Raw genomic sequence first — 13,761 nt, 5'->3', positions numbered from 1 at the left:
CGTGTAGACAAACCCTCGCATTCTTTGTCAGTCCTGCGTGCAGGTGCTCACGAATGTCAAATTCGCTACGCACCAGTACAGCAAAGGTTTTCTATCACCGCTGAAAAGAAGACAAAGGGTTAAAATCAAGTTCATTTTAGCCCTTTGTCAACAATCTGTATCCCTTTCTCTTTTTGAGAAGGGGGTTTTTTAATTCCTGCTTCGGCGCACAGCCAACAGCATGAGAAAAGACAGGATCACAATACAAATGGTCCAAGCCCAAGCAAGTTCCATTCGTCCAGAATCAATCGCCACATAGATGGCTGTTGGGAGGGTTTGCGTTTTCCCAGGAATGTTGCCAGCGAACATTAAAGTCGCTCCAAATTCTCCTAACGCCCTTGCAAAACTTAGAACCGCACCAGAGAGAAGAGATGGCAGTGCGAGTGGGACGGTAATATAGGCAAAGACCTGGAAAGAATGCGCACCATCAACTTTTGCAGCACCTTCAATGTCTGACTCAATCGTAGAAAAACCAGCTTTCGCTGATTGATACATGAGCGGGAATGCGACAACCGTCGATGCAATGACCGCTGCCCAATAAGTGAAGATGACAGGCTGATGGAAGATCCATTCAATCGCTTGTCCAATCACACTGTGCTTCCCGAACGCAACGAGCAGCAGAAATCCTACGACCGTTGGCGGAAGGACAAGCGGCATCATGAGGAGCGTTTCCACGATCATTTTTCCTTTGAAAGATGTACGCGCCATCCAAAAACCAATGGACGTTCCTAAAACGACAGCCAATAACCCACTGAAAGCAGCCACTTGTACGGACAGCCAGATAGGTGAAAGAAAATCTTCGGTCAGCATCGGCATTATTTCACTTGAAAGCCGTACTTTTTAAAAATCGCTGCGGCTGGATCTGATTGGAGATATTGAAAAAATGCTTTCGCTTCCTTCATATGTTCGGTCTGTTTGACAATGCCAACTGGATAAATGATGGGGGAATGCATGTCTTGATTTGCCTCATCTACTATCTTTACTTTGTGAGAAACGAGCGCGTCCGTCTTATACACGACACCAGCTTCCACATTTCCTGTTTCGACATAGTTTAATACTTGACGAACATCCTTGCCATAGACAGCATTCTGTTTCACTTGGTCCCATATATTCAGTTTTGTGAAAATCTCTTTTGCATATGTACCAGCAGGAACAGATTCAGGTGTGCCAAGCGCTATCTTTCCTTTTATGTGATCAACATCGCGAAAGGTTTTGATAGAAGAGGAACCATCTTTTGGCACGATGAGGACAAGCTCATTTTGTATGGCATCCTTTGTATGGTCCTGATCGATGTCGCCAGATTGAACAAGATCATCAAAAGGCTCTTCAGCTGCTGAGAAGAAGAGATCCGCTTTTGCTCCTTGAGCGATTTGCTGCTTCAATGCGCCGGATGACCCGAAATTATTCGTGAGTGTCACGTTTGGATGATCATCTTCATAGGCAGATTCAATCTCTTTCAAAGCATCCTGCAGGCTTGCCGCCGCTGAAATCACAAGTTCTGTCTTTTTGCTTTGATCTGGTGACGTCGACTCCGTTTGACACCCAGTCAGGAGCAAACAGATGGCGACGAAGGTTAAGAATAAATATTTCATGATCACACCTCTTTATCATTCAACATCATGTGTATCCTTTATTATAATCAAACTTATTTGACCATTCATAGGCTTTCAGGAAAAGAGAAAAGAAAAAGCCGCCAGAGGGCAGCTTTTAGTGCTGATAAAAACGTAGTAAGTTCCCGTTGATTACTTTATCTGATAGAGACAGCTCTTTATTGGCTTTTTCTATATAAGGCTGGCATACTTCATCTTCTTCAACAGGTTGTTTTGTTTTTTGATCATAGCACGTGTTCTTTGTATAAAGATAATCATCTGTAATAAAGTTTCCATTTCTCAGCACAGCGAACGGTGTACGCTCATTGGAGAAAAGGTCATTTCCAAATTGAATGGCATCTTTTGATTCAATGCCGAGTAAATGAAGAAGTGTCGGTTTGACATCCATTTGACCGGCTGTTTCAGAAATGGTTTGAGGGGCCTCATCTGTCACCCCAGGAATGTAAATCAAAAAAGGGACCCGCTGCAGTTTAACTGCATCAAACGGTGTGATTTCATCCTGCTTCAGCAGCTCTGCCATTGCCTCATGATGTGCTTCTGAAATGCCATAGTGGTCTCCCATGAGGACAAACATTGTATTTTCATATAGTCCTTCTTCTTTCATTCGTTCAAAGAACCTTTTGATGGCTTCATCTTGATAGCGGACGGTGGTCACATAGCGGTTTAAAATGGTGCTAGTCGAATCGTATTCATCAATGAACTGATCCTTTGGATCAATTTCAAATGGGAAGTGATTGGTTAAGGTAATAAACGTGCTGTAATAAGGCGTTTTCAGCTTTTTTAAATAATCGATGGATTGGTCAAAAAAGTCGATATCCTTTAAGCCCCAGCCAGTCGAATTCTGTTCATTGACATCAAATGAATCGACATCATAAAAGCGGTCAATCCCAAGAGATTCATACATCACATCACGATTCCAGAACGTTTTATTATTCGCATGAAATTGGACGGATTGATAATTCTCTTTTTTCAATTGCTTGTACAGTGTGTCATATTCGTTGTCACTCGCTGTGAAAAAGACAGCGCCACTGCTAGATGGATAGAGGGAGTTTGCGACGATAAACTCTGAGTCCGACGTTTTGCCTTGCTCTGTCTGCTGATAAAATTCATCAAAATAGAAGCTTTTTTTGGCAAGTTGATTTAAAAATGGTGTGACGTATTGTCCATTCACCTTTTGATTCATGACAAATTGCTGCGTTGATTCAAGTGAAATGAACACGACATTTTTGCCTTTAGCAAGTCCAAAGTAGTCTTCGTTCGGAGCACTGTAATCAGCTTTTGTGTAGTTTGCCACTGTTGAAAGTGTATCTTCGTCAGCAAAGGCTTTTTGTCCAATTCGTGCTGTTTGAGCCGCACCGTCATACAAATGGAATTGAAACAGCCCAAGGTTTCGTACAATGACTTCTCGATCATATGAGCTTGTCAAAAATCGAGGGTGGTCCATCAAAGCTGAGCTGACATGGAACAATAGCAAGCTGCAGCAAACCACATAGTATGTTTTGATCGTCTTAAAAGATGCTTTTGGTGATAGCGGTTTCCGTTTTAAGAGCCATGCCAGCACCACAAAATCAATCAGCATGAGTATAAATAGCGGATGAAACAATTCAGTCATACTGCTGCCCATATCTCCCATGTTCTTTGCTTGAAATAAGACAGGAATGGTAATGAAATCAATATAAAAACCGTAAAAGATCGTATTCGATATCAAAATGGCTGTCAAAATAAAATTTGTGGTCAATAAAAAGACCTTTTGTTTCGTTTCATTTAAGAAAAGAGCAATCCCAAACAAAGGGAGCAAAAAGCTAAGTGGATTGATCAAAAGCAGCCATTCGTGAAACAGATTGGCCGTTCGTATATGAAATCCGAATTGATAAATGATGTATGTTTTCATCCACATAAAGAGGATGGAGTACACTAAAAACCAGTGATTTTTGAAAAACGCTTTCATTTATGTAACTCCTCACCATTCTGTATTCAGCTGCAAGGCAAAAACACTTATCTTAAAACTACTAAAAAAATGAGGAATGATCAATTCATATCCTGCTTTTTTGCAAAACTCTTTTTTCTTTTTCTAAAACGGCAATGGGATGGATATCCCGCAAATGACAGCCATGTAATAGCAGGTGACAATGGTCAGAGCAGCTAGTACGACTTGTTCTCCTGTGCTGCCTGTTTTGACATAAAAGGGGAGACGTACTTTCATGGTTGCAGGGAACAAAAATTTAATACCGTTCACTGTGCCTGCATCAAGGATGAGGTGGCTTGCCATCCCAACTAGTAACCCGGTACTGAGGCTGTCATTTGGAATGTATGTTGTCGCAATAAAATAAATGATCAGCAGAAATAATAAACTATGTGTAAAGGTGCGGTGACCGAACACACTACTGATCAGTGTGGAAAGGAGCGGGAATTTCCTGCCGATTTTGCTTTTCGTATGACATAGATCTGGGATGAGGGCACCTACTGATCCAGCAGCAGCCATCGTCACTGGTTCGAATCCGTAATAATAGGCGACGGCTGTGGAGGCGGCAATTCCGCCCATAATATGTGTTTTTCCTGTCATGATGCGTACTCCTGTTCTGTTTTTTGTTCAAGTACTCACTATATCAAGGGTGAATCCATTCAGCAAGGCTTATTTCTAAAGAAAATGGGATAAAATAGTTGGCTGTTTGGAAAAACATTCTATAATAAGAAGGAAGTCATGTTGACACTAACGATAAGGATGCGATTCGGATGAGTAATGCAGACATTTTAAAAGAAATTGTTCTTGTACATTATGAAGTCAGCCGTAAATTAAACCGCAAGTTACTTGAGTTAGAAAAAGACATCACGCCTCCACAGATATATGCTCTTTCTATATTGATACAAGGAAAAGTATCACATGCTGAAGAGCTCAAACAAAGACTCTCTCTCAACCCAGGTGCCGCTTCTATTGCCCTCAATAAATTATGTGAGCAAGGCTATATTCAGAGAGAACGGGACAAGGACGATCATTCCCTTGTCCGGCTAGAAGCCACGGAAAAAGGGCTGGCTATTTACGAAAAGCATACACGTCTTTTTGGAAAGGTGATTCAGCATATGATGTCAGACTTCACAGAGGAAGACTTAAAGACCTTTCTAACGTATTTGCAAAAAATGAGACAGACCTTTCACGATGAATGAACCGCTCCTCTTTGTATAATGCTGAGCGCTGTAGCACAAATTAAACAGGCAAAGGCATTTTATGAAAAGGGGGGAAATAGCGATGTCATTTTTCCAAAAGGATAAAAAGGCGAAAAGCGAGAAAGACCATCAGCAGGTCGATCAGCTGTTAGAAGAAGCAAGTAAAGAACTAGCAGGCGATCCGCTTCAGGAAGCTGTCCAAAAGAAGAAAAACAACCATCAATAAGCTGACAAAAAGGCGGAGAATCATTTCTCTGCCTTTTTTCTATGTTTTTCCCTTTGACAGATATGAGAATGTTTGATAACCTTCGTGTAGTAAAAATGAATAGAAATCCTCACGCTATGTCTCAGTGAGGTAGAGGTTGCGCGGATGATGAGTCACTCATGGGAGAGATGGAATCGTTGATCATGAGAAAAAAGGCATCAGCGCCGAAGTGTAGAGAGAGCTCCAACTTTCTTTATGCTGGGTCTGCATTGAACAAATGCAGGACTGCCACGTCTTTGAAGCGTGGAGGGCTATCCGGAGATCAAGGTGTATGTTTTGAAAAGCATGGACTTTTGTTCAGGCTTTTTTTTATGTTCTGATTGCCTAAGAAAAGGGTATGCTGGTAAGAAAGTGACCCAACATGAACATAAAGAATGCAAGTCATTGCTTCACAAATATATCAATGAAGATACTGCCGGGTCTGGTCCAAAGTGAATATAACGGAGGTACGAAAATGGAACAGACAAAAAAATGGGGTTTTTGGTTATTGACGGCTTTTGTCGTCGGAAATATGGTAGGTTCAGGCATCTTTATGCTGCCTAGTACACTTGCCCAGCATGCAAGTCCTTTAGGTGTGACGATGGCATGGCTTGTCACAGGTGGCGGCGTACTGATGATTGCCTTTGTGTTTGGACATTTGTCCATTCATAAACCGCAGCTAACAGCTGGACCACAAAGCTATGCAAGAGCGCTTTTTAAAGATCCGAAAAAAGGAAAAGCAGCCGGTTTTACAATGGTTTGGGGATATTGGGTGGCAAGCTGGATTAGTAATGTCGCCATTATCACAAGCCTAGCTGGTTATTTAACAACCTTTTTCCCAATTTTAACCGTGAAAACGGAGATCTTTACTTTTGGAAAAGAAGCGATCACACTTGGTCAGCTCTCAACGTTTATCGTATGTACAATCCTTCTATGGGGGACTCATACGATTTTAATTACAAGCTTAAGCGCAGCAAGTAAGCTGAACTTTATTACGACCTTTTCAAAGGTGCTTGGATTCGTCCTTTTTATTGTCGCAGGCTTATTTGCATTCCAAACCGCATTATTTGAACATTATTACTTCCCTGTTGAAGCAGCAAGTGGTGAAGGAGTGCTCGGACTTGGAGGCCAAATTCATCATGCGGCCATTTCCACACTATGGGCATTTATCGGCATCGAATCTGCTGTCATTTTATCAGGAAGAGCTTCCTCGCAGCGTGATGTCAAACGTGCGACGATTACAGGACTTTTAATTGCACTGTCTATTTATATGATTATTACCTTGATTACAATGGGCGTTCTGCCGCATGATCAATTGCAAGGTTCTGATAAACCATTCGTAGACGTGCTTCAGCTCATTATCGGACCGGCTGGCGGCATTGTCATGGCACTTCTTGCGATCGTTTGTTTATTTGGTTCGATGCTTGGCTGGATTTTGCTTGGTTCTGAAGTCCCTTATCAAGCAGCAAAAGCTGGCGATTTTCCAGCAGTGTTTGCAAAAACAAACAAAAAAGGCAGTCCTGTTATTGCTTTGACTGTCACAAATATCATGTCACAGCTGTTTATTTTCTCAGTCATGTCACGTACGATTAATGAAGCCTTTACTTTCTTAACAACATCAGCGACACTTGCGTATCTCATTCCGTATATCGTGTCGTCGATCTACAGCTTTAAGGTCATCATGCAAGGTGACACATATGAGCTCCAAAAAGGAAACCGGACAAGAGACGGGATCATTGCGCTTGTGGCCATGGGGTATTCCGCTTGGGTCATTATTTCAGGCACAGCTGATTTCAAAACATTTGGTCTTGGTATTGGATTGTTCTTAGTGGGCATTTTACTCTACCCATTCATGTCCAAAAAATTTGCCAAAGGTACAGTTTAAAAAATACGTTTCTCCAATGCTGGAGAAACGTATTTTTTTATGAGTCAGATGTTAATCGATCCACAATAAATTCGAGCTGACCTTCTAGTGAAACAGGGTCATTAAAGAAGTAACCGACTGTATCTGTTTCAAATACGCGTTTGTTTTGGACAGCAGGAAGTGATGCCCAGATGCTGCTTTTATACACTTGATCGCCATTACTTTTTGAACCGCTCCATGGGCTTGTGAAAATATAATCACCTGCAAATTCTGGAAGCTTTTCAAGAGAAATGTTTGCATAACCGACACCACTGTCGATGGCTTCTTTTTGGACGGCCTTCGGAGCTTTTAATTTCAGCTCGTCATAAATGATTTCACCACCGCGTGCAAAAGTGTTACCGAAAATGTAAATGCCCTTATCGAATGGTGATACGATCGAAACGGTTTTGTTTCCTACAGCTTTTGTTACTTTTGGTTTCACTTCAGCAATTTTGGCATCCCATTTTGTGATCCAATCCGTTGCTTTTTTTGATGTGCCTGTCATTTTACCGAATTCTTTTAGCTGGTCTTTAAACGAATATTGATTGTATTGAATGGCAACTGTAGGTGCAATTTTTTTGTATTGATCAAATTTCTCATCTTCTCCCCAAGCAATGATCATATCCGGCTTCAAAGAGGCTACTTTCTCAACAGAGGGAGATTTTCCAATATTTTTCACTCCATCTGTTTTTCCTTTATAGAAAGGGTTTTTAAAGATGGGCGCAGTGGCAGCAATTGGGGTTTTGCCGAGTGTGACGAGATCCCCGTAATAGCTTTCCGCCAGAAGCACAATACGTTTTGGGTTTTGAGGCAGTTTCACTTCACCCTTTACATCTTGATAGGTGATCGTGTCATTTTTTTTGGCTCCCGATTCTTTATTGGAAGTGCTGCCGCAAGCAACAGTAAAAATCATAAGGGTCATGAAGGAAATCAAAAGAAGTCCAGTTCGTTTTTTCACTAAAGTTCGCTCCTATTCAATTGTTTATGATAATGATTCTCATTTGCAATTATATCTTATCATGATAGAAGAAAAAATGCATCGGCTATTTTATGACCAAAATGAAAATGGTGAAATTCTCCCGGTTTTTTGATGAAAATAAAGAAATTTATCAGAACAAGGATTTCAAAACGTGAAGAAAGTGATATACTAGACTCCGAGATTGATAATCATTATCACTAATAACGAATAGATATGAACGGAAAGGAAGAGACTGGTTTTGGGCTCACAATCGAATAAACAGCTGTCAGCTAAAGATGATGCGATAGATATTGTGACAAAGCCTTTTGGTACAGCAGCTGTTGTCATCATAGGAATCATTGCTTTAGCATTTGGTCTTTTTTTATCAGTATCGCTAGGAGCGGCAAACATTCATTTACACACGGTATGGGAAGCCGTCTTTCATTTTGATTCACAACAAACCTCACATCAAATCATTAGGGAACTAAGGCTACCGCGTACAGTTGGTGCCGCACTTGTCGGTGCCTTTTTAGCAGTATCGGGTGCCATCATGCAAGGCATGACAAGAAATGCGCTTGCGTCTCCTGAAATCATGGGTGTGACAAATGGCTCTGCATTTGCGATTGCCATTGCGTTTGCTTTTTTCCCAGGCCAATCTTCTTTTACATTAATTCTTTGGTCATTTTTGGGTGCAGCACTTGGCGCCTCTATTGTATTTGGGGTTGGAACCCTTTCAAAAGGGGGGCTTACTCCTGTGAAGCTCGCATTAGCCGGTACGGCTGTTGGCGCACTTTTAAGCTCAATTTCCTCAGCGATTGCCATTCGATTTGACGTCGCGCAAGATATGAGTTTTTGGTACGCAGGCGGTGTGGCTGGGGTAAATTGGAGCAATATTAAGATCATCATTCCTGTTGCGGCTGTAGGACTGATCATCGCAATGATTCTTGCCCGCTCCATCACGGTTTTAAGCTTAGGTGATGAATTAGCAAAAGGGCTTGGACAATATACACGAACAGTCAAGGTACTTGGCATATTGGTCGTGATCCTTTTAACAGGTGCAGCCGTGTCAGTTGCAGGTTCTATTGGCTTTATCGGGCTTGTGATTCCTCATGTTACGCGTTTCTTGGTCGGCGTTGACTATCGCTGGATTATCCCTTGCTCAGCTATTTTAGGGGCTATTTTGCTCATTTATGCAGACATTGCGGCAAGGCTTGTCAATGCGCCGTTTGAAACGCCAGTTGGTGCCATTACAGCCATTATAGGCGTTCCTTTCTTCTTATATTTAGCGAGACGTGAAAGGAGCGGAATTTAAATGGAAATGGTGCAGCAGGCAAAGAAAAAGAAATACAAACGAACGATGGTCATGATCTTTTTAGCCATCGTGGCTGTGTTCCTGATTAGTTTAAATACCGGAGAGATAAGGATTTCTCCGATGGATACATTCAAAACATTTTTTGGACTCGGAAGTGAAATGGATGAGCTTGTATTATTCGAGTTCAGACTTCCAAGGATGGTCATCGCTTTACTTGTTGGCGCTTCTATCGCTGTATCAGGTGCCATTTGGCAAGGTGTTTCTCAAAATGGTTTAGCTGATCCCGGCATTCTAGGTGTAAATGCGGGTGCAGGTTTTGCGGTTGTTTTGTTTATCTTTGCCTTTCAGGGCTCGATGTCGAACTTAGGTGATTTTACGATATTTGTACTGCCGCTTTTCGCTTTCGCAGGGGCAGCCTTTGCTGCATTTCTCATTTATGTGCTAGCGTGGAAAAAGGGCATTACGCCTGTTCGATTGATTTTAACTGGTATTGGGATCAATGCTGCATTTTCGGCAGCAATTGTGGTCATTCAATTAAAGATGAGCCCAAATGATTTTAACCAAGCCATTGTGTGGCTGTCAGGAAGTATTTGGGGCTCAAGCTGGACATATGTCTTATCAGTCGTGCCGTGGATGCTGATTTTTCTTGTATTAGCGATGGTGAGGGCACGCTACTTAAATATCATGAATTTGGGTGATCAGATATCTTATGGCTTAGGGATTTCAGTTCATAAAGAAAGAAGTTTTCTCATGCTGATTGCAGTTGCATTAGCCGGTGCAAGTGTCGCTGTTGCAGGGAGTATATCGTTCCTAGGATTAGCGGCACCACACCTCGCAAGAAAGCTAGTTGGTCCGAAACATCAAGGAATGATCCCGGCGTCCGCTATGATTGGTGCACTGCTGTTATTACTTGCAGATACACTTGGGCGTGTCATACTTGCTCCATCAGAGGTGCCCGTTGGACTTGTCGTTTCTGCTTTAGGCGCACCTTACTTCATTTACTTATTGATGAAAACGAACTAATGAGGAAGGAGAGTATAACAGATGAATTCACTAGAAACAGAAAAGCTTTGTATTGGCTATCATGACCGTTTGATTGTAGACGATTTAAATATCAGCATCCCAAAAGGCAAGGTGACGACATTAATTGGACCGAATGGGTGCGGGAAGTCAACGATTTTAAAAACAATGTCTCGTATTATGAAGTCCCATCAAGGTGCTGTTTATTTAAATGGCCAAGCGATCCATCAAACACCAACAAAAGAAATTTCAAAACAAATGGCCATTTTACCGCAGACGCCTGAGGCACCAAGTGGTCTGACCGTTTATGAGCTTGTGTCATATGGACGTTTCCCGCATCAAAATGGATTTGGCCGTTTATCAAATGAGGACAAACGAATCATCAGATGGGCACTTGAGGAGACGGGAATGATTGCATTTCATGACCGGCCAATTGAAGCACTCTCCGGTGGACAGCGTCAGCGGGTATGGATTGCGATGGCACTCGCTCAGGAAACAGAGCTGCTTTTATTAGACGAACCAACGACGTATTTAGATCTTGCTCATCAGCTGGAGATCCTTCAGCTATTAGAACGCTTAAACAGAGAACAGGGCAGAACGGTGCTGATGGTAATTCATGACCTCAATCATGCTGCACGCTTTTCGCATTACATGATTGCCCTCAATCAAGGGAAAGTCATTAAAGAGGGTACACCTCATGAGGTCATGACAAAAGAGGTACTCAGTCAGGTGTTCCACATCGATGCAGAAATTGTGCTTGATCCGAGAACGAATAAGCCGATCTGTTTAACATATGACTTAATGAATCATGAAAGAAAGCTTGAAGCTGTGAACGGATAATAGATGGACAAAAACTCGGTATGTATGACCGGGTTTTTTTTGCATTTTTTGATATTACCTTGTTATGCCATTTTCTCCAGTCGATCTTTTTTCGCTTTTATGCAGAAAAGAGGTACTTTTTTACTTTGGACAATGGTAATATACGGTTAGAGATCATAGCTAGAAAGGAAAGAGATGCGTGGAAACAGCAAAAATATTGATTGCAGATGACGAAGAAGCAATTGTAAAAATGGTTGAACGCGTATTAAAAAAAGAAGGGTTTCAACATATTTATAAAGCCTATCATGCAGATGAAGCATTAGATATTGTCAAAAACGAGGACATCCACCTCTTACTTCTAGATGTGATGATGCCCGGTAAGTCTGGCTTTGATGTTCTGCCTGAAATCAGGAAAATGACGAAGGCACCGATTTTCTATTTAACAGCAAGAACGTCTGATGTAGACAAATTGACTGGATTTGCACAAGGTGCAGACGATTACATCACAAAGCCATTTAATCCGTTAGAGCTAGTAGCTAGAATTAAGGCGCACTTAAACCGAACTTATGTCTCCTTACAGGAGGAGCAGGAAGAAGCGCACAGTCAATATGAATATGCTCATTTCTCGTACCATCCTCATGCAGCCGAGTTGAAAGTAAGAGGAAAGGTGACGGCTTGCTCAGCTCAGCTTTTGTCCTTGCTGAAGTATTTTTGTGACCATCCGAATGTAGTACTTTCAAAAGATCAAATCTATGAGAAAGTATGGGGTGTTCCGTCATATGGTGACAACAACACCGTCATGGTTCATATCCGAAAGCTGAGAGAAAAAATAGAGTTAGATCCAAGTCAGCCTGAATATATTGTGACGATCCGTGGTATGGGCTATAAGTTCATTCCGCAACCTGTGAAGGTTCTTCAATAGTTTATGAATTTACGAACAAAACTTTTCTTTCACTTTGTCGGACAAATGTTTATTGTCATCGTCATTCTAACGATCGGGCAAACATTCTCTGAAAATCTTTATTTTCAAAAGCGCTATGAGAATATGACTGAAACTGGTTTAACGAAGGCAGATGGAGATACACTCATGAGCTGGCTTTATTTTAACGAGGATGGAAAAATGGAAGCCGATGATCAGCTCAAACAAGCAGTGGAAAAACGTGATGGCTGGCTACAAGTGATTGATTCCAAAAAACGCAACGTCTATAGCTATCAACTCCCTAAAAACATTCCAACATCCTATCAAAAGGATGAAATGATCAAGATCTTTGAAAAAAGACAATTTAAAGATTACAAGATGTACTTCTGGCCAATTGAGATTGATCAAGAAAGCTTTATCGTCTTATATGGATTTAAAACGAACAGCACAAAGGTAGCCAATTATCTCAAGCAGCATGAAAAAAACCTGGCTGCATTGTCTCAATATTCAGTTGAAACAAAAGAATTTTTGAAAAGAATGAATGGATCGGTGCATCTATTTAATGAAGAAGGAAAATACTTAAAAGGTATCCGAGCCAAAAATAATTTGAAAAATAACGTAACGGATGTTGAACTGCTCAAGTATCAATCAAAGCCTTGGGAGTTTAGAAGTGACCTGTCGTATATCAAAGTGAATAAGGATTTGTATATGATTGTTTCGGTGCCAAACAAAGTATACAGTCCAGACGAGCTTTATGATAAAGAGACAGAGGCTTTAAACCAATATACAACGCTTTTGATTGCAGGTCTTGCGCTTACGATTATTATCGTTATGACATTATGGTACTCGTATCGCTATGGGCTACCGATCTATCACATTATTCGCTGGCTGATTTTCTTATCGAGAAATAAATTGCAGGAGCCAACCAATAGAAAAGGTATTCCAGTAAGTAAAAATAAAAAAGGCCGTATTAAGCGGGAGTACCGGCTGTTTGAGGATATCCTCAAAACAATGGATCAGCTCACCAATACGTTAAAAGAGAATGAAGCAAACCGAAGAAAAATTCAAACCACAAGGGAGGAATGGATCGCAGGGCTGTCTCATGATCTAAAAACGCCTCTTAGCACGATTTACGGCTATGGATTAATGCTAGAATCAGATCAATACCAATGGTCCAAGGAAGAAGTCATGGAAATGGGACAAGTCATTCGTGAGAAATCAGAATACATGTCGACCTTGATTGAGGATTTAAACCTCACGTATCGATTGAAAAATGGTGCATTGCCTATTAATCGAAAACCTGTTGAGCTTGGTGAATTTTTAGCCTCCATTATGGACGAGTTTTCAAGAAGCACGCTTTCAGAAGATTATTTATCATCCTTTGAAGACCAAACAGAGGGTGTCATGTTTGAGATCGATAAAGCCTGGTTTAGACGAGTCATTGAGAACCTGCTGGCGAACGCAGTGAAGCATAACCAGAAAGGTACTCTTATTCAAGCTGTTCTATCTGAAACAAATGATGAAGTTCGGATCGAAATGAAAGATAACGGGCGCGGAATGGCGCAAGAAACGGTGGATCATTTATTTAATCGTTACTATAGAGGGACAAATACGAATGATCCAACAAATGGAACAGGACTAGGACTGGCGATTGCAAAAGAGCTTGTCTTACTGCACGATGGCGATATTCAAGTAGAAAGTGAATTAGGTCAAGGAACAACTATTGCGATTATCCTAAAGAAAACACCATCTGTAAAATAGCCAAAAAACGATTT

The 13,761-nt window shown here is 41.3% G+C and carries 13 protein-coding genes and 1 riboswitch; of the genes, 8 read left to right on the top strand and 5 right to left on the bottom strand.

Features of this window, described 5'->3' with window-relative positions; translation table 11 throughout:
- Positions 1-189: 189 nt before the first annotated feature.
- The 4 genes from modB to LCD32_RS15025 form a co-directional block, all read right to left on the bottom strand.
- Entirely contained in the window at positions 190-855 is a 666-nt protein-coding gene (gene modB, locus LCD32_RS15040; protein WP_060781412.1) for a molybdate ABC transporter permease subunit, read from the bottom strand.
- On the bottom strand, positions 855-1,631 hold the full coding sequence (gene modA / locus LCD32_RS15035) for a molybdate ABC transporter substrate-binding protein (RefSeq protein WP_060781411.1): 777 nt from the start codon (positions 1,629-1,631) through the stop codon (positions 855-857). The genes modB and modA overlap by 1 nt, the downstream gene beginning before the upstream one ends.
- Before the next feature lie 115 nt (positions 1,632-1,746).
- On the bottom strand, positions 1,747-3,597 hold the full coding sequence (locus tag LCD32_RS15030; RefSeq protein WP_060781410.1) for an LTA synthase family protein: 1,851 nt from the start codon (positions 3,595-3,597) through the stop codon (positions 1,747-1,749).
- Positions 3,598-3,720: 123 nt separating this feature from the next.
- On the bottom strand, positions 3,721-4,212 hold the full coding sequence (locus LCD32_RS15025; RefSeq protein WP_008347118.1) for a metal-dependent hydrolase: 492 nt from the start codon (positions 4,210-4,212) through the stop codon (positions 3,721-3,723).
- Between the two features lie 170 nt (positions 4,213-4,382).
- Between LCD32_RS15025 and LCD32_RS15020 the strand changes: the two genes are divergently transcribed.
- The 3 genes from LCD32_RS15020 to LCD32_RS15010 all read left to right on the top strand — a co-directional run bounded on the left by LCD32_RS15020 (position 4,383) and on the right by LCD32_RS15010 (position 6,940).
- On the top strand, positions 4,383-4,811 hold the full coding sequence (locus LCD32_RS15020) for a MarR family winged helix-turn-helix transcriptional regulator (protein WP_007500254.1): 429 nt from the start codon (positions 4,383-4,385) through the stop codon (positions 4,809-4,811).
- Positions 4,812-4,893: 82 nt separating this feature from the next.
- Positions 4,894-5,037 (top strand): small acid-soluble spore protein SspJ, encoded by a 144-nt coding sequence (gene sspJ, locus LCD32_RS15015; protein ID WP_008347117.1) that lies wholly within the window; start codon positions 4,894-4,896, stop codon positions 5,035-5,037.
- 122 nt (positions 5,038-5,159) lie between these two features.
- Positions 5,160-5,338: riboswitch (Lysine riboswitch) on the top strand.
- 192 nt (positions 5,339-5,530) lie between these two features.
- Positions 5,531-6,940, top strand: coding sequence for an amino acid permease (locus LCD32_RS15010; protein WP_060781409.1), 1,410 nt, complete (start codon positions 5,531-5,533; stop codon positions 6,938-6,940).
- A gap of 37 nt (positions 6,941-6,977) precedes the next feature.
- Here LCD32_RS15010 and LCD32_RS15005 read toward each other — a convergent pair whose 3' ends face one another.
- A complete protein-coding gene (locus LCD32_RS15005; protein WP_060781408.1) occupies positions 6,978-7,916 on the bottom strand; it encodes an ABC transporter substrate-binding protein in 939 nt (312 codons plus the stop codon).
- 259 nt (positions 7,917-8,175) lie between these two features.
- On the opposite strand from LCD32_RS15005, the gene LCD32_RS15000 reads away from it, so the two are divergent.
- The 5 genes from LCD32_RS15000 (at position 8,176) to LCD32_RS14980 (ending at position 13,747) form a co-directional block, all read left to right on the top strand.
- Positions 8,176-9,228, top strand: coding sequence for a FecCD family ABC transporter permease (locus LCD32_RS15000; protein ID WP_008347113.1), 1,053 nt, complete (start codon positions 8,176-8,178; stop codon positions 9,226-9,228).
- Positions 9,229-10,251, top strand: a complete 1,023-nt coding sequence (locus tag LCD32_RS14995) for a FecCD family ABC transporter permease (RefSeq protein ID WP_007500263.1) — start codon at positions 9,229-9,231, stop codon at positions 10,249-10,251.
- Positions 10,252-10,272: 21 nt separating this feature from the next.
- Complete coding sequence (locus LCD32_RS14990) at positions 10,273-11,088, top strand: ABC transporter ATP-binding protein (RefSeq protein WP_007500265.1); 816 nt, start codon at positions 10,273-10,275, stop codon at positions 11,086-11,088.
- Between the two features lie 178 nt (positions 11,089-11,266).
- Positions 11,267-11,989: a response regulator transcription factor gene (locus tag LCD32_RS14985; protein ID WP_060781407.1), complete on the top strand. Its 723-nt coding sequence runs from the start codon at positions 11,267-11,269 to the stop codon at positions 11,987-11,989.
- A gap of 3 nt (positions 11,990-11,992) precedes the next feature.
- Complete coding sequence (locus LCD32_RS14980) at positions 11,993-13,747, top strand: sensor histidine kinase (protein ID WP_017359251.1); 1,755 nt, start codon at positions 11,993-11,995, stop codon at positions 13,745-13,747.
- The last annotated feature ends 14 nt before the right edge of the window (positions 13,748-13,761 follow it).

This window comes from Bacillus sp. RSS_NA_20, assembly GCF_020165915.1.
GTDB classification, from domain to species: Bacteria; Bacillota; Bacilli; order Bacillales; family Bacillaceae; genus Bacillus; species Bacillus altitudinis.
This window is presented reverse-complemented; position numbering and strand designations above follow the sequence as displayed.

What these genes read in the sequence shown, in the direction of transcription:
- modB (WP_060781412.1), bottom strand. Translation starts at nt 855, where the DNA reads ATGCCGATGCTGACCGAAGATTTTCTTTCACCTATCTGGCTGTCCGTA.
- modA (WP_060781411.1), bottom strand. Translation starts at nt 1,631, where the DNA reads ATGAAATATTTATTCTTAACCTTCGTCGCCATCTGTTTGCTCCTGACT.
- LCD32_RS15030 (WP_060781410.1), bottom strand. Translation starts at nt 3,597, where the DNA reads ATGAAAGCGTTTTTCAAAAATCACTGGTTTTTAGTGTACTCCATCCTC.
- LCD32_RS15025 (WP_008347118.1), bottom strand. Translation starts at nt 4,212, where the DNA reads ATGACAGGAAAAACACATATTATGGGCGGAATTGCCGCCTCCACAGCC.
- LCD32_RS15020 (WP_007500254.1), top strand. Translation starts at nt 4,383, where the DNA reads ATGAGTAATGCAGACATTTTAAAAGAAATTGTTCTTGTACATTATGAA.
- sspJ (WP_008347117.1), top strand. Translation starts at nt 4,894, where the DNA reads ATGTCATTTTTCCAAAAGGATAAAAAGGCGAAAAGCGAGAAAGACCAT.
- LCD32_RS15010 (WP_060781409.1), top strand. Translation starts at nt 5,531, where the DNA reads ATGGAACAGACAAAAAAATGGGGTTTTTGGTTATTGACGGCTTTTGTC.
- LCD32_RS14995 (WP_007500263.1), top strand. Translation starts at nt 9,229, where the DNA reads ATGGAAATGGTGCAGCAGGCAAAGAAAAAGAAATACAAACGAACGATG.
- LCD32_RS14990 (WP_007500265.1), top strand. Translation starts at nt 10,273, where the DNA reads ATGAATTCACTAGAAACAGAAAAGCTTTGTATTGGCTATCATGACCGT.
- LCD32_RS14980 (WP_017359251.1), top strand. Translation starts at nt 11,993, where the DNA reads ATGAATTTACGAACAAAACTTTTCTTTCACTTTGTCGGACAAATGTTT.